Here is a 17,476-nt window from a genome sequence, read left to right as displayed (position 1 = left end):
AAAATGGCTGAAAAAATACGGGGTTATTTAAAATTAATTGTTTTTGAGTCCAATAATGGTTATCGGATTTGCAAATTTCAATTAGAAAATGATAAAACACATTTTATTTTTATTAAAGGATTTTTATCAACTTTACAGCCAGAACAATTATATGAATTACAAGGGGACTTTGTCTATAATGAACGCTATGGTGAAAATTTTGAAGTTAAGGAAATTCATAAACTTTCCCCACGGAGTAATGATGAGGTTTTAAAATATTTAACTAGTAGTTTATTTCCCACAATTGGTGAAAAAGCAGCACAAATAATTATTGATTATTATCAAACCGATGTGATTACCAAGATTAAAGAAAATTTATCAGTCTTACATGAAATTCCGGGTATTAGTGTTAAGCAAACTAATATTATTGCAAAGGTATTTAAGTCAATGAGCCGTGATGATGAATTAAATCATCAATTTAATCAAAAAGGATTATCATTACAAGTTTTATCTTTATTAAAAACAAAATATAATGTTGATCAGATTTATGCTTTATTAAAAAAAGATCCTTATTCATTACTATTAAAAGATAATATTGCTTTTAAAACAATTGATAAGATTTATTTAGCATTTGAACAAGAGCCTTTTACTAACATTCGAATAGGTTATTATGCCTGATATTTAGCAAAAGAATTTTGTAATAATAATGGTGATACTTATTTAACGTTAAATGAATTAACAAAAATATTACAAAAGAATTTTCCTTTTTTAACAAAAGAACAGTTGTTAGTCGGATTAAAATATAGTAAAGAAATTAAATTATTAATTTTTAAGGATGATAAAATTTATGTTGCAGAAATATATCATAGTGAAATTAATATTGCTGCAATGTTAGTTGGTTTGAATACAATTGATCAATATGATGATCAAAAATTAACAGAAGAGTTAGAAAAGTTAACGAATAAAAAACAAATTACTTATAATATTAATCAAACAAAAGCAATTAAGGCTGCTGTGCATTCTAATTTTTTAGTTATTATTGGAGGACCTGGTACGGGTAAAACAACAGTTGTTGATGGTATTGTTAGTCTTTTAAAAAAAGTTTACCAACAATCAAAAATTGTATTAGCAGCACCAACCGGAAAAGCAGCCAAACGATTACGAGAAAAAACTGGGCAAAAAGCTTTAACAATTCATAAATTATTAAAATATGATGCTTTGACTAATCAATTTTTTTATAATGAAAATAATCCTTTGGAAAATGATATTTTAATTTTAGATGAATTTAGTATGGTTGATAGTTTGTTATTATCACAAATTGCAAAAGCTAGTGTTAATTTGCGTAAATTAATTTTAATTGGTGACCCAAATCAATTACCGTCAGTTGCTTGTGGTGATTTGTTACGAGATATTATTCAAAGTGATGTTTTTAATGTTATTAAATTAGAAGAAGTTTATCGTCAAGAAGCTGGAAATGACATTTTAGAACTATCTTATGCAATTGAACAAGAACATTTTGAAGGTAATAATTTATTTGACAAAAAAGATTTTACTTTTATTAATGAAACTGATTCACAAACATTATTAACAATTGTTGGTAATTTATATCAAAAACTTAGTGATGAATATGGAGCAGATTATAATGCTATTCAAGTAATTGCCCCAATGTATAATGGTCCAGTTGGAATTAATGCATTAAATACTTATTTGCAAAATCGAATGAATCATGCAAGTGGTCAAAAAGAAATTAAGATTGGGCATCGTTTTTTCCGAGTTAATGATAAAGTTATGCAACTTAAAAATCGACCTGAATTAGAAATTTATAATGGCGATGTTGGCATTATTGTTGATATTAAAAAAGATAAAAATTTAAATGATGTAATTTTAGTAAAATACGATAATGTAATTGCATATAGTAAAGAACTTTATTATGATATTACTTTGGCTTATGCTTGTAGTGTTCATAAATTGCAGGGCAGTGAATATGATAATATTATTTTTGTAATAACAAAAAGTTTTTGAATGATGTTAAAACGAAATCTAATTTATACAGCAATTACTCGTCCTAAAACTAAATTATATTTAATTGGTGAACCATCAGCATTTTTATATGGTGTTAATAATTTACCACAAAAACGGCGAACAACTTTACAAGAAAAAATTAAAACATTTTTAAAAGAACAATAATTATCATATTTTGCCTAGTTTTAATGTTATCATAAAAAATTTAACATAAAACTTATTAAATTATAGAGGAGTTGCAATGGCGCCAAGATTAGCAGATGCTATTGTAAACATATTTATTAAATTATGGCCTGTAAAAGTTTTATTAGTAGTGCTATCAAAAGTATCACTAACATAGTAAATGGTTTCATCCGGATTATCATCAATCAATATTGCTATTATAATAACAACATGTTTTACTTGACTATTTGGTCATCAAGGCGGACTGCCTTTAATGCCAAGTATTACTGGCATATCATTTTTAAGACTAAGTTTAACTAGATTTTGTAATCATAGTTTTTGCTCATCTTTTTTACCAAAATTTTGTTCTAAGACATAGTTTTTATATTCTAAAAAATTTGGATGTAGTTGCAAATTAATATGTTTATTTAATATTGGAATAGCATTCTCCATCAAAGTTCCATCATTTGTTTTCATTTCATTAGCTAATTCATCTTGCGATAATAAATCATTATTATTTATGTAACTAATAATTAATAGATTTAACTGATGCTGGAACACAATAATATTTTTGTTCTTGTTGGAAGTTAGGAAAATTATGTTTTAATTAAATATAAGTTGGTGGATTATTATAGTATTTTGTGTTGTTACAGTAGTAATAAAAAAGTGGTAATGATAAATAAGACTTAAAATCATTTTGTTTATTTGAAACTTATTGATTTAGCAGTAAAATAATTTACTTTTTTTCACCAAACCAGTTTTTTTGTTATAATGGGGGTGATTAAAATTAATATTAATAAATTAACTTAATTTTAAGCAAACAGAGAAACATATATTTTATAGTTTTCATTAGTTTATATTTAAAATGTGTAATTAAAATCTCCTTTTAGTTACACATTTTGTTTTCATTGAAAATATTTTCAAAAAGTCAATTTTATTGCTTTTTTATAATAATAAAGATATAAATAAAGATATAAAAAGAAAATTAGTTTGAAAATATTGTTAATATAAAATAATTATGATAAAGTGAAGATTGTAGATGATTTTAAAAATATGAATTAAAAAAGAAATTTTAACATCAGTTCGTACCAGAAACTGTAATTATAATATTTAAGTTTTAATTTTTTTAAGTTATAATTAGAAAGTATAAAATTAGATATAACGAAGGGATTTTAAATAATGAAAAAACTAATGATTTTATTAGGAATGACTTTTTTTTCAACGACAGGATATAGTCCAATTATAGGTTGTAAAAAGCCGCTTAAACTTGATGATACTGAAAATGGTATTGGAAAAGATATGGAAATTTTAAATAAAATTTCACAACGTGCTATCAACAATTTTTCAGTTTATGCACAAAATAAAAATAAAATTAATAGTACTGAATATCAAAATAAATTTGATAAACTATATACAATGGTTGACAAGAAAAATGAAAGTAGAAAATTAGACCAAATGGATAAAGATGCGATATATGCTTTAGCAACATTAAAAAATGGCTTTCTTGCTGTGTTTAATAATATTAATAATGAAATTTATAATGACTATTCAAATTATTATCCTGATAGTAAACCAATTAATTTATTAAATGATAGTTTAAGTTATGAATTAAATTTTATTGATATGGTTCAATTGCAATCAATTTTAGATCGACCAGGATTAGAAACAGTAAAAGCAGTTAGGCTAGATTTCCATTTTCAATTTGAAGCTAAGTTTAAACTTTTAACAACAACTTCAGATTATGTAATCCAATATGTTATTACTGATAATCCAGAAAAAATGAAAGTTGTTTTAAATGGGATGGTTCAAAAAATTTCAAGAGTAATTGTTAATTTTTTCAATCAAGAAGGAATTTTTCAAATTGATAAAACACCTGAATTTGCTACAATTTATCAAAATTTTGATGTAAACTATACAGCTGGTTTTGCTAATTTAGATAATATTATTTTAGAAAAGTTACAAAGTAAAATTAAAAGTGATAGCGAATTGCAAAAGTTTGTAAATAATATTAAATATAATTCTTCAATAACTTTATTGAGTTTACTAACAAGTGCAATTAATAATACTACTAATGGTGTTAATGTTGTTCGAGAAAATACAGCTTCATATGTTTGAACCGGAAAAGGATATCAACCTAATAAAATTACTCCAGAAAATTTTGTTAAGTTTTATCGTTCATTAGTTAATGTTTTTAATACTGGAGGTCAGAACTTATGATTAGCTGATTTTCATGTGAATTTAGCAAAAATTCAAGTGGCAGGGTTTCCATTATCTGGAGCAGTAATGAATGATGGGCAAGCATTAAAAGTTCAAGTTGAAATTACAGAGGAAGGTTTAACAAATAAGTTAATGGAATATGGACGGTTAGTAGTTGCTTTTTATAATCATTTTAAATTAGAATCAAATGAGCATTCAGGAGTATTCCATCTTAGCAAAGAAGCTTTTACTAAAATTTTAAATTTAAAAACCCGAAAATACAAAGATGTTTTAAAAATATTAATTAATGATTTTAAAGAAGCAAATCAAGCAAAAAATTTACCAGGAATTGATATTTTTACAACTGGTAATTGGGAAAAACGTGTTCAAGAAGTGAGTTTAAATGAAACTAAAGATACTTTTTCACTTCGTCGGCGAGCAGTTTGAAACTTTGATTTATTATTTGGAAAAAATAATGCGGTTTATTATACTGGATGAACATCAACATTATTTACCTTAGAATTTACTAAAAAATAAGTTTAATTTAAAAAAGCAAGAAAACCTTGCTTTTTTAAATTAACAATAAAAATTGCTAGCATTAATGCTAGCAGGTATGTAAATAATAAATCTGGTCCGTTTATTTTAATAATTAAGGTTAGTATGTGAATAATAATTGTCACATTATTCATTTAATAGTTTATAAATGTTATTGTGTTGCTGATTACTACTAATAAGGAATATAACAAAATTTAAAACTAAACCTAAATTATTTATTTAATAATATTGCAAATAAATAACTATTTGTTATTGATTGCTTATTATTTGTTTTATTATGTTATCTATTATTTTTTTGTTGGGATAGATTGCTTACTATTTTTTGATTTTATATTGGGATTGAAAGGAGTAAAAATACTTAATAAGGTCCATAAATATTATTTACAATTTTTATGGTAGTAAGAAAAAAGTTGAGGTTTTATAAAAAATATAAATAAAGTAATTAAATACAAATTAAAGTAATCGCTTATCAGAGCGATTTTTTTAATTGCATTATTCATCAGATAGTATCTTTAAAATTAAAAATTAAACTATTTTCTCCATCAATTAGTTAATTTTTATAATTTCCTTTCTGTGATTTATTATATTTTTTTGGTTTAACAGCTAATAATATTATTTTTTTAATAAAGGTACTATCTGATGAATAATGCAATACTAAAACTTAATATTTTGATGCTTAAAGATGGATAACTCATCTATGACACGAAGCCTTAAAGAAAGTGTGAAAGCGATTGGATTTAACCATATTTATTTCTTTAATTCTCGGCGGGGTTAGTCGCCCGCGAAATGTCAGTGCATGTGTTTTTTGGCTTGTTTTCATAAAAAGAGTGTTGTTAAACCGAAAAAAACAATATCGGACACTAAAAAAACAAGAGGGAGGAGCTCCAAAAGGTTATTTTCTTTAGATAAAGTTGTCTAGGGATGGATGAAGCGTAATTAATAACTGGTTAAACTGTTTTTTTGTTTATTTCCGTGGGGGGTAAACTCTATCAAAATATCCTATCCGCCCCCGCTCACTCCCGAAGTGAAGCGGGCAGCGAAGTAATTAAATACTAAAATAAATTATCTATAAAGGAATATTATGTTTTTTTACAGAAAGGAAAATATTTGATGAAAAAATTAAATAAAAAAATTATTAATAAATTACAAGAATTAATGATACGAGCTTATCCAGTAACGGCAAATGATATTAAAGATGAACATTGAGCATTAGGTTTACGCAAAAATAATTAAGGAGTATAGATAAAATGACAGAATATAAAAGTTTGTATATTAATAAAACTTGGAATGAAATAACAACATCATTTGATTGAGTTAATTGTAAACCCACTAATTGTCGTATTTCACATCATAAAAATCATTATGATTTGCAATTTTGAAGTTACTAATGCACATGATCAACCTCAAGATTAAGTTTACTATACAGATATAAAAGTAAAATTAAAATCAAATTATGGATATTTTACTGAAGATAATTTTGTTTTTAATCAAAATATAATTTCCCGGAATTAAATAAATCTTTAGAAACGAGTGCATTACCATCAACGTTACCTGCTGATCAGTAATTAGCTAATGGAGAATATTCAAAATATTTTGTTCGAATAATTACTAATGATGATAAAGACAAAGAAAAATTATGAAATGATTATGGTATAGGAGAATTAAATTTTAATAGTTATAAAGATGAGCTTGTAAATAGTGGAAATTTTAAATTAGAAAACCCTGAAATTATTAAAGAATTGTCAGTTAGCTCTTTAAACGGATATGGCTTATGACAATTTGAACTTATTGATGAGACTGGTTTAATTACTAAATTTCAAATTAATTTATTTGATAAAGATGATGCTTCGAAGGGAATTAAAACGCTTATATTATAAGCGTTTTTTTATATGCCGGAGGACTTGCAAAACCAAACAAAAAAAGACACCCCTTGACTCCCATTTAAAAATAGTGGAGAATGATGGATATATGAATTAATGAATGTTAATGAATTAATGAATATTTGCATAATTGTAGAGGTCTCCATTATTTTAGAATGCGCCGCAAGGTGTGTTTTTTTGTTTGGTTTGCTCGCCCGAATTTTCTTGACAAATAGTAAAAAATAGTGCATCAATTACTGACAGGAGGAATTATAATGGAGTACTCTATAGAATTGAATTGATCAGAAAATAATTGTAATTTTAATATTGATATTTTATCAAAAGCTTTTATTAAAAAATTTTGTAAACCATTTTTTTGAACCGCAGTATTTAAAATTTTAACTGGAGCTAAAGGATTTGAAAAATCATATTTATTTTGTTTATTAGCATTATTCTTTACTTGCAATTTTACAGATTGGAGTTCCATCTTAGTACGGTACCAATATAATTCAGCACGCGACAACTTTGATAAAAAAATAACCAGGGTTATTAATGACTTAGAAAAGTTTGGAGTCACAATTAAAGAAGCTATCAAAGAAAAAATAATTAAGGTAACCAATAACGACAATCGATTTGAATACAAATGACCCAATGGTAGAATTATTAAAATTGTTGGATTTGATAATGGTTCTACATGAGAAGGGCAAGATGCGCCAGTAGGGGGAGTGTGGTTTTTTGGACTTGATGAAGTCATACCTTTAGATACAGTTATCTTAGATATTGAAGAATATATGTATCGTTTATTTAATATGATAATTCAAATTTCCCGGGGGCAAAATATTAAAACATCAAAAGAAATTATTCCAGAGCTTTGTTATAAAGATGATGAAATTGAATTAAATTTAAGAAAAGAACAAATGGTATTATTTGGATTTAATAATCATGATGCTGATCATATAATTTATCAAACATTTGTACAATCGATTTTTCCGCTTACTAAATAAATTGAAAAAAAATTAGAAGACAATTATATTTCTTGTTATAATGATCCAAATTATATGAATGGAATAGGTATAACCGTTATTCGAGTTACTACAAAAGTTAATGATAAAAACTTAAATAAACGTACGTTTGATTTAGGTAACTGATTAAAGGAAAATAATCCACAAACATACGATTTTTTATTTTTAGGAAAAGAACATCAATTTGCTTTGGAAAAATATATTTATCGAAAAGAACTAATAGAAGGAGCAAAGTTTTTTGATCCAACTGAATTTTGATGAAAAGATATTAATAAATATTGATTTAGTTTTATAGCTGTTGGGTCTGATTATGCAGATAGTATTCAAGGAAAAGACGATGCTGTACAAATTTTAGTTGGGGTAGAAATAAACAAAAATGATGTTCCAACTGAAATTTATATTTTAGAAGAACAATCAATTTCAACTACTGAATTTAAGGATATGACTAAAAAGGTTTCTAGTATGGCAAATAAATTTAATGATTGATCTTTAAAATACCATAAATTAAAAGAAGATTTAAAATATAGAATTGGGCATGATGCACGAACAGTAGGCGATTTTGTTCGAGAAAAATTAATTATTAATCATAATTGAGATGAAAAAAGTCTTGAAAATAGTATTAGTCGGATTTTTGTTACGGGTGAAAAAGGATGAAAAATAGTTGATCGACATTTTACGATAGAACGCTTGTTATCTTCTGGAAGAAAAAAAACGAATATTAGAGACAAACGTCCTGGATGAAATAAATTGGATGCTATTAATGCATTTGAATGTACTTTGTCATTTTTTAGATTTAATTTATTTGAAAATTAATAAAAAATCGGTATACTTAATCTAACGATAGAAATGGTCTTAAATGTATGTGGTTTCCACAAATAATTTGTTAATTTTAACTTGCATTTTAAAAGTAAACTTTATATTATTATTTTAACAACTTTAAAAAGCAATTTTGGATGTTACGGGAATTAGGTGTGAATCCTAGGCTGTCCCAGCAACTGTAAAGTGGATGAAAGCTAACATCATTCCATTGAGAAAATATTTCTTGAGAAGGAATAGTGAGTAAAGTGAAACTAAGCCAGTAGACCGTTCTAAAAAAACATTGGTAAAATATCAATGTTGCACTTATAGTTATTATCTCTGGGGTTAGATGATTAATTATTTATTAGTGAAAACTATTAAATAATAATTTGAAAGACGTCAAAAAGTGTTTTTTAGTTGTTAATTTAAAGCAGTAATCCTATCAAAAGGTATTATTTAAAAGATAATAAATAATAAAATTAATTAATAATTAAGAGTTTAATAGCATTTGATTTAAAATGGTTTTATTTTTGCTATTGTCTTAAACTATTAATTAAAATAATCGTAGAAATTAAACATCATTTATGTGGATATGCAACAATATTCTTTTTCGTTTTGTTTAAATATCCTTACTTTTTAAATAAAAATAGCATTGATAGGTATTTATTGGTAATTAAATTAAGCGGAAAAGAGAGGAATAAAAAAATGACACCACATATTAATGCCAAAAAAGAAGAAATTGCAAAAGTTGTTTTAATGCCGGGAGACCCATTACGGGCAAAAACCGTTGCTGAGAAATATTTAACAAATTTAAAATTAGTAAATGAAGTTCGAAATATGTTAATGTATACTGGCAAATATAAAAACATTGAGGTAACAATTGCTGGAAGTGGAATGGGTTGTCCAAGTATTGGAATTTATTCATACGAATTATTTAAGTTTTATGATGTTGATTATATTATTAGAATTGGTTCAGCTGGAAGTTATAATCCAAATATTAAAGTTTATGATATCTTTAATGTTCGTGAAGCATTTGGCGAAAGTAATTATGCAAAAATTGCAGCTAATATTGATAATAATTTAATTGCTGCAAGTGAAAAATTATTTAATGAAATTGAAAATGTAGCACAAGCAAAAGGAATTAAAACTCACACGGGAATTGCTCATGCAGCAGATGTTTTTTATCGTTATGATGATTCATTAGACTTTACTCATATTCATAAGTTAGATGTTGTTGAAATGGAATCATATGCTTTGTTTACTAATGCAATTGTTACGCAAAAACATGCAGCAACATTATTAACAGTTTCTGACCATCTTGTAACTAAAGAAGTTACTACAGCATTGGAACGCCAAAATAATTTTATGACAATGGTTGAATTAGCATTAGATACTGCTGTTCAATTAATGGGTTAAAAACGAAAGGAGCAATAAAATGAAAATTGCAGTCTTTGGAACCGTTGGAGCAGGAAAAACAAAAGTTAGTGAAGAATTATGTAAACAATTAAACTATAATTTGTTTAAAGAACCATTAGAAGAAAATCCATATTTTAAAGATTTTTACCAAGATATGGAAGGATTTGCCTTTAAAATGCAAATTTATATGTTAACAACAAGAATTGAGCAATTTTTTAACATTGATAATTTAGAGGATACTGTTTTTGACCGCACAATTTTAGAAGACCCTGTTTTTGTGCGAGTTTCCCACTTATTAAAAATTATGAATGAAATTGATTTTAAAGTTTATAATCGTTTTTTTCAAAATGTTATTGTTCCAATTTTGAAGAAAAAGTTAGGTTTTGATGTCATTTTTTATTTAAAAGTTTCAACTGAAAAAGCGGTTGAACGAATTAAACAACGTGGGCGTCAATTAGAATTAGAAACCCCATATTATTACTGGGAAAAGTTAAATGAACAATATGAAATTTTATATCATGAATTAAAAAATGATTATCAATTTATTGTTATTGATGCTGACAATGATGATTTTTCAGAAAAAATAAGCATTATTATGCAACATTTATTACCTCTTGATAATAAAGTTCCTTGTTTAATTTAAAAAAATAATTATTATTAATATTTTAATTTAATAAGGAGGAAATTAAAATGAAAAGCACAAATAATAATATAGAAACAAAAAGTTTAAGTAATTTAAGAATTTTAGGACTAGATCCTATTATTTATAATAAAACTGGCCACCCAGGGATTGTATTAAGTGCAGCACCACTGATGCAAGCAATTTATTTAAATAATTTAATTTCTAATCCGGCAGTACCTGATTGAATTAATCGTGATCGTTTTGTATTATCTCCAGGACATGCTTCAACCTTACAATATGCGATTTTACATTTAGCTGGTTATAATTTAACAATTGATGATTTAAAAAATTATCGTCATATTAATTCAAAAACGCCAGCTCATCCAGAATATGGTGTTACTCCTGGAGTGGATAATTCTTCTGGTCCCCTAGGACAAGGAGTTGGCTATGGAGTTGGAATGGCATTAGCTGAAAAACATTTAGCAGCTAAATTTAATAAACCAGATTATAAAATCATTGACCATTATACTTATGTTTTATGTAGCGATGGTGATTTGCAAGAAGGCGGAGCAATTGAAGCAATCCAATTAGCTGGGGTATGAAAATTAAATAAATTAATTATGTTATATGATTCAAATGATTGCCAATTAGATACAAAATGTGATGCTGTTTTAAAAATTGATTATCAACGTTTTTTTGAAGCGCAAAATTGAAATTATATTCGAATTGAAAACGCAGATGAGAATCTACCAGCAATTCAAAAAGCAATTGAACAAGCGCAAAAATCTGATAAACCAACATTAATTGAATGTAAAACAATTATTGGTTATGGGCATCCAAAACAAGGTTCACCTATGCATTCTTCACCATTTACTCTCGAGGAGATGGAACAAGTAAAAGCATTTTATGATTTTAATCATCCTCAATTTTATGTTGATAATGATGTTAAAAAACATTGACAAGACACTTTTGCAAAACGAGGAGCAACAAAATATGAAGAATGAAAGAAAAAAATAACTGCTTACAAAGCAACATTTCCAAATGAATATGAAGAATTATTTGTAATTCCATCGGTTGATTTAAAAGCTTTTGAAGCGTTATTAACAACTGATAAAGATAAAAAAGCAGGAACACGAATTATTATGGGTGATGTGTTTAAATATTATCAACAAAAGTGTTTAAATAATATGTTTGGAGGTAGTGCTGATTTGGGAACTGCAACCAAAATTATTGGTTATAATGGTTCATGAACAACATCAACACCACAAAATAATAATGTTCATTTTGGAGTGCGTGAATTTGCTGCCGGAACAATTAGCATTGGTGTTGAATTACACCAAGGTTTGAAAGGGTTTAATTCAACATTTTTAATTTTTGCTGACTATATGAAACCATGTATTCGAATGGCTTGTATTCAAAACTTACCCGTAATTTTTGCTTTTTCACATGATTCAATCGGTGTTGGTTTTGATGGAAAATCACATCAACCAGTTGAACAATTAGCAATGCTACGAAATTGTCCGAATTTAAATGTGTTTCGTCCAGCGGATATTAAAGAAGCAATTGGGTGTTTGAAAGCAAGCGTAGAAGCAAAAAGTGCTCCATCAGCTTTAATCTTATCGCGACAATATACCCCATATCAATTAGCAGAAACATGTTGAGAACAAACGTTAAAAGGGGGATATATTGTTGTTGCTGAAGATGAGACAAAACCATTGGAGGCAATTATTATTGCAACAGGAACTGAATTAGCACCAGCAATTGTTGCAGCTAAGACAATTAAGAAAAATATTCGTGTTGTATCAATGCCCTCTGTTGAATTATTTGAACAACAGTCAAAAGCGTATCGGGAAAAAATTGTACCAAATAATATAACAAAAGTAATTGCAATTGAATTTTCAAATGATTATGTTTGATATAAATTTGTTGGTAAGACTGGCTTAATGTTAGGTGTTGATGATTATGGTTTATCGGGAAGTGCGGATGCTGTTATTAAGTATAAGCAATTAGATCAAACTTCTATTATTAATAGAATTACAGCATATTTAGGAGAATAATGATTACATTAGAAAAAATATTAGAGTATAAAACTTTTTATGTAATTCGAAATCATAATTATGTTGTTGCTCAACAAATTTGTGAACAGTTAATTAATTTACAAGTTAAATGTTTAGAATTAACTTTCACAATTCCTAATGTTGCAGAATTAATTAATTTTGTTCGTAACAAGTATCCAACAATTTTAGTTGGAGCAGGAACAGTTTTAACATTAGAACAAGCAATGCAAGCAGCAACAGCCGGAGCTCAATTTTTAGTAGGGCCAGTTTTTAACCAAGCAGTTAGTGAATATTGTCATCAAAATAATTTACTGTATATTCCGGGGGCAATGACACTACAAGAAGTTAATAATATTGTTAATGCTAAATGAGAAATTATTAAAATTTTCCCAGCAACAGCATTTAAATTAAATTTTATTCAAACAATTAAAACATTTTTTCCAACAAAAGTTTATATGGCTTCAGGAGGAATTAATTTAACAAATTATGAAGAAGCAAAAAACTTAGGATATGATTTAATTGCTGTCGGTGCTTTTATCACTGGTGATATTAATAGTATAGGTCTTGATATGGAAAAATTTAAAACATTTGAAACAATAATTAATCAATAAAGGAGAAAAAAATAATATGAGAGATAATAAAAAATTAATTTACAATGCGGGTAGTATGTTTACTGAGGCCCAATGAAACACAAGAAAACGTGAAGGAGATATGTTGCGCGAAATGTTTCCAGACTTTATTATTGGAAATCCAGTTGATTTTGAAACAAATCAAAAAGAACGTCCTACAAATAAAGCAATTTTTGAATTAGATTATGTTGGTTTAACTGAAGCAGATTATGTTATTTTAGAATTAGATGGTTGAGATTCAGGAACTCATATGGAATTTGGTTTAGTAGTTGAACAAGCAATTCATAATAAAAATAAATATTTATTCCCAATTATTTCTGACTTTCGTTTACATCAAGGAATTTTAAAAGGAGAATATCCTGGTTTTGGTTTAAACGAAATGATTACAGGAGCATTATATTATGAACCATTAAATAATGGTGATGTTCCTCAAATGACATTATGTAATTCGCATAAATTAGCTTGTGAAGCAATTAAAGCTATTGAAACGGGAAGAATTGAAGAGTATCGAAAAAAATATGATATTAAAGATATTTTTAAAGAAAGAGAAGATACTTTATATCATGGTTTTGATTGTTTTATTTAAATTAATTAATAAATTAATGAAGAGTTATATGATTTATAACTCTTTTTATTATGCTGTGAAATTAATAGAAAAGAATTTGGATCCTGTAAATGCAAGCAGTAATTTTTGTTTCTTGTTATTTTTAATAATAACATCATTTTTCGAAAATGCAACTCTTTTTGGCATCGTGTAATCGAAGTACAACAAATCAACTCAGAAAGGAGTTGATTTGTTGTACTTCGATTACACGATGCCAATTTAAAAATTAGTTATACTAGTAAAACAAATTAAAAAATGATAAAATATATATTGTATGAATACCTTGCTATAAAATTAAGAGACATAAATTGAGTAATTTAAGAAAATAGATGGAGAATAAAATGCTTAAAAAAGGTAAATCAAATTCATGATATTCAATAATATCATTTTCAATTTTTAAAATCCGCCGTTCAATGGCAGTTTGAGTTTTAGTGTTATTGTCACTTGTTTTATTTGGTGCAATTGCAATTACTCTTTTTTTATCTTCAACAAATATTTATGATTTTTTAAAAAATTTTCAATACGGAGTGTTTATTTTTAATAATATTTTATTATTATTGTTTGTGTTGTTAGTTATCATTAAAATTTTTGGTCGAGAATTTGAAGATGGGACATATTTACTTTTAATTTCCAAACCATATTCTCGATTTACTTTATTTTTCTTAAAATTAATTTCACTTTGAATTTTGATTATCTTTTTCTTAGGAACAATTATTTTATTTGCTTTAGGAATTGGTTATATTGGTTATTTAATTAATAATGATCCAGAGTATTTACAAGTTTATCAAAATTTATTATTGAAATTATTTTTATATTCTTTAGCATTATCTTTTTTTGCATCAAGTGGTATTTTATTTGCGGTAACTTTTTTAAATTCACAAGTAGTTTTATTAATTGTTGTTATTTTCTGTAGTTTATTTTTAGTTGGTGGGATGCCATATTCGTTAATTATGAGTTTAGCTAATACAATTGATTTATCATTTGTTGACACTAATATGACTAATCAGCCTTATCCTGTGAATATTATTAAAAGTACAATTAATTTTAAAAGAAATTTAGAAAAAAAATTAATTAAATATGATAATTTAACTAGCAAAATTTGATATTTTTATAATTCGTGAGATTATGATGATTTAGATAAAGTTTTTAAAACGCGAGACTATGAAAATATTATAAGTGATCCTACTTTGCGAATTAAACGATTAGAATTTTATCAATCATTAGGTTTAACAAAACCAAAAGAAGCTAGTTATACAATTAGCCAACTTAATAAGTGAGATAAAATAACAAAATATAAATATGATAATAAGGATGAAACCATTTTTGAAATTATTAATAAAGTTGGCGGAAGTAATCTTCAAATGAAAGTAAACTTTGCGACAAATTTCTTTTTCAAATCACCAGGAGAATTAGATTCAAATAATGAAATTCATCAAGAATTACTTGATGCTATTAACTTTATTGGAAGAAGTGCAAAATCGTGAGACTTGTATCTTAGAACAAATGATTTAAATGGAAATTCATTATTTTACTTTGATTTAGATAAATCCTATTATAGTTTATCATCATCTGATAGTAAAGTAGGAACAGAAGAACGAAAGTTATCTGAGCCAAATGGATTTAATCCAGTAAATGTTTTTCGTTCTGAATTTGCTCGAACTGGGATATCACCAGTTGATTCAGAATATGATAATGGTACTGAGTTTCAAGATTGAATTCTTAATTATTTTGGCGCCGAAGATAGAATTGAAGATGGTTTTGAAATTAAAACACTTTATGTTTTAAGAGAAATTGAAATTAATATTTTAAAAAAAATAATGGATTATAAATTACTTGAAGGTGTACCAATTAAAATAAATACCGAATGACAAAAATATGATGATTTAATTCAAACTTATGAATTAATTTCTAAAATTAATATTATTGAACATTGAAATCAAATTTGAACAAGTTCTTTATCATATGTTCCATTTTGATTTGAACCATTGCAACGAAGTAATATTGATTTTAGTGTTCAAAACAATTATTTAATGAGTTATCAAGATTTCCCAATAGCATTACAACAAGATAAAAAAGTTGACCTTGATGTACCACCATTTTTAAATATTAATTTATTGTTATATGTTTATTTAGGAATATCTGGTTTATTTTTAATTAATGCTTATTTAATTTTACGTCGCAAAAATATTACTTAAAGTAGGGGAAAGGAGATGTTAAAACATGAATAATAATGCATTAGTACTTAGCGATGTGGCAATTGCTTCGCGTAATTTTAGCAAAAAGTTTAAAAATAGTATTGTTGGTCCATTTAATTTTAATGTTAGTCGTGGAAAATTACATGCCATTTTAGGTGCTTCTGGAAGTGGAAAAACAGTTTTCATTAAATCTTTAATTGGTGGTTTAAAGGGGTTTAATGGTGATATTACAATTTTTGGTAAAAAAGCAACAAAAATTAGTATGAAAAAAATGATTGGTTATGTTCCTGAGTTTGTTACTTTTCCTGAAAATATTAGTTCTTATAATTTTTTAAAATATTTAGGAAAAACAAATGGTTTACGAGGGAAATATCTTCGTGACCGCATTGAATATTTAATGAAATCATTAGAAATTTGAGAACACCGCGATAAAGATGTTAATTCATTTTCATCAGGAATGAAAAAAAGAGTAATGATTATTCAAGGTATTATTCATGATCCTGAAATTTTAATTTTAGATGAACCAGAAGCGGGATTAGATATTAATAATCGAAAAAAAATTATTTTTTACTTAAAACAATTAACACTTCGCGGTAAAACTGTCTTTTTTTCATCCCATTTACTAGATGAAATTAAAGACTATATTGATGAATTTACAATGGTAATGAATGGAACGCAAATTTATACGGGGCAATTAGCTGCCTTTAATATTAAAAATAGTTATTATCTAGTGACTAATAATCCCCAAGCAATGATTCGTTATTTTAATTCAAACCGAGTATTAAACTGATATGATCGAGCAAATAATTCGTTAAATTTTGTTTTAAATTCACCATTACATTTATATTATGTTACTCAATATGCATTAAAAAAACAAATTAAAATTGCTAAAATTAGTGAAGTTGAATTTTCATTTGATTTTCTATTACAAAAATTAAATATTACGCTACCTCCTAATATGACTACTAATCGTAAATTACGAAATAAACAGTTGAAGAAATAGCAACAAGGTTAATTAACCAGCATAAATTTTAAATGTAATTATGTAACAAAATTAAAAAAAGTAATCTTTAAAAATATTTTAATGGGCATTAAAGTATTTTTTTATTATTATAATTAAATTAGGTCCAATAGAAAAAAATGAAAGCCGCATTATTAAAACACCATTGATTTTTGCAACAAAATTAAGTCAAATTATGGGCAATGAAGTATATCTAAAATTAGAAAACTTACAACGTGCCGGTTCATTTAAACTACGTGGGTCGTTAGCAAAAATGATGGAACTAAAACATGAAATAATTGCAAAAGGAGTAGCAGCAAGTGCTGGGAATCATTCATAGGGGGTTAGCTTTGCAGCTAA

General features: G+C 26.2%; 15 protein-coding genes and 1 riboswitch. Of the genes, 14 read left to right on the top strand and 1 reads right to left on the bottom strand.

Annotated features, from left to right (window positions below):
- The first annotated feature begins 3 nt into the window (after window positions 1-3).
- Complete coding sequence (gene recD2, locus SDAV_RS06635) at window positions 4-2,166, top strand: SF1B family DNA helicase RecD2 (RefSeq protein ID WP_114564986.1); 2,163 nt, start codon at window positions 4-6, stop codon at window positions 2,164-2,166.
- Between the two features lie 60 nt (window positions 2,167-2,226).
- Here recD2 and SDAV_RS06630 read toward each other — a convergent pair whose 3' ends face one another.
- Window positions 2,227-2,724, bottom strand: coding sequence for a hypothetical protein (locus SDAV_RS06630; RefSeq protein WP_114564985.1), 498 nt, complete (start codon window positions 2,722-2,724; stop codon window positions 2,227-2,229).
- Between the two features lie 618 nt (window positions 2,725-3,342).
- Here SDAV_RS06630 and SDAV_RS06625 point away from each other — a divergent pair.
- From SDAV_RS06625 to SDAV_RS06570, 13 genes are all read left to right on the top strand, one after another.
- On the top strand, window positions 3,343-4,896 hold the full coding sequence (locus SDAV_RS06625; protein WP_114564984.1) for a hypothetical protein: 1,554 nt from the start codon (window positions 3,343-3,345) through the stop codon (window positions 4,894-4,896).
- 1,128 nt (window positions 4,897-6,024) lie between these two features.
- Window positions 6,025-6,147, top strand: coding sequence for a hypothetical protein (locus SDAV_RS14080; RefSeq protein ID WP_281268778.1), 123 nt, complete (start codon window positions 6,025-6,027; stop codon window positions 6,145-6,147).
- A 14-nt stretch (window positions 6,148-6,161) separates the two neighbouring features.
- Entirely contained in the window at window positions 6,162-6,302 is a 141-nt protein-coding gene (locus SDAV_RS12055; RefSeq protein WP_186823337.1) for a hypothetical protein, read from the top strand.
- A 746-nt stretch (window positions 6,303-7,048) separates the two neighbouring features.
- The gene (locus SDAV_RS06620; RefSeq protein ID WP_151202513.1) at window positions 7,049-7,777 is read left to right on the top strand and encodes a hypothetical protein; all 729 of its coding nucleotides are present in this window, start codon (window positions 7,049-7,051) and stop codon (window positions 7,775-7,777) included.
- A gap of 54 nt (window positions 7,778-7,831) precedes the next feature.
- Window positions 7,832-8,608, top strand: a complete 777-nt coding sequence (locus SDAV_RS06615; protein WP_114564982.1) for a hypothetical protein — start codon at window positions 7,832-7,834, stop codon at window positions 8,606-8,608.
- Between the two features lie 104 nt (window positions 8,609-8,712).
- Window positions 8,713-8,897, top strand: a riboswitch (cobalamin riboswitch).
- Window positions 8,898-9,298: 401 nt separating this feature from the next.
- Window positions 9,299-10,009, top strand: coding sequence for a purine-nucleoside phosphorylase (gene deoD, locus SDAV_RS06610; protein ID WP_114564981.1), 711 nt, complete (start codon window positions 9,299-9,301; stop codon window positions 10,007-10,009).
- Between the two features lie 19 nt (window positions 10,010-10,028).
- Window positions 10,029-10,652, top strand: a complete 624-nt coding sequence (locus tag SDAV_RS06605; RefSeq protein WP_114564980.1) for a deoxynucleoside kinase — start codon at window positions 10,029-10,031, stop codon at window positions 10,650-10,652.
- A gap of 47 nt (window positions 10,653-10,699) precedes the next feature.
- The gene (gene tkt, locus SDAV_RS06600; RefSeq protein WP_114564979.1) at window positions 10,700-12,688 is read left to right on the top strand and encodes a transketolase; all 1,989 of its coding nucleotides are present in this window, start codon (window positions 10,700-10,702) and stop codon (window positions 12,686-12,688) included.
- A complete protein-coding gene (locus SDAV_RS06595) occupies window positions 12,688-13,299 on the top strand; it encodes a bifunctional 4-hydroxy-2-oxoglutarate aldolase/2-dehydro-3-deoxy-phosphogluconate aldolase (RefSeq protein ID WP_114564978.1) in 612 nt (203 codons plus the stop codon). The genes tkt and SDAV_RS06595 overlap by 1 nt, the downstream gene beginning before the upstream one ends.
- 16 nt (window positions 13,300-13,315) lie before the next feature.
- Entirely contained in the window at window positions 13,316-13,903 is a 588-nt protein-coding gene (locus SDAV_RS06590; RefSeq protein WP_114564977.1) for a nucleoside 2-deoxyribosyltransferase, read from the top strand.
- Window positions 13,904-14,262: 359 nt separating this feature from the next.
- On the top strand, window positions 14,263-16,116 hold the full coding sequence (locus SDAV_RS06580) for an ABC transporter permease (protein ID WP_114564975.1): 1,854 nt from the start codon (window positions 14,263-14,265) through the stop codon (window positions 16,114-16,116).
- Window positions 16,117-16,141: 25 nt separating this feature from the next.
- The gene (locus SDAV_RS06575; protein ID WP_114564974.1) at window positions 16,142-17,119 is read left to right on the top strand and encodes an ABC transporter ATP-binding protein; all 978 of its coding nucleotides are present in this window, start codon (window positions 16,142-16,144) and stop codon (window positions 17,117-17,119) included.
- An 88-nt stretch (window positions 17,120-17,207) separates the two neighbouring features.
- The gene (locus tag SDAV_RS06570) at window positions 17,208-17,456 is read left to right on the top strand and encodes a pyridoxal-phosphate dependent enzyme (protein WP_334199354.1); all 249 of its coding nucleotides are present in this window, start codon (window positions 17,208-17,210) and stop codon (window positions 17,454-17,456) included.
- Window positions 17,457-17,476 lie beyond the last annotated feature (20 nt).

Source organism: Spiroplasma phoeniceum P40, assembly GCF_003339775.1.
GTDB classification, from domain to species: Bacteria; Bacillota_I; Bacilli_A; order Mycoplasmatales; family Mycoplasmataceae; genus Spiroplasma; species Spiroplasma phoeniceum.
The sequence above is the reverse complement of the archived record's forward strand: the minus strand, read 5'-3'. Positions and strand labels throughout refer to the sequence as shown.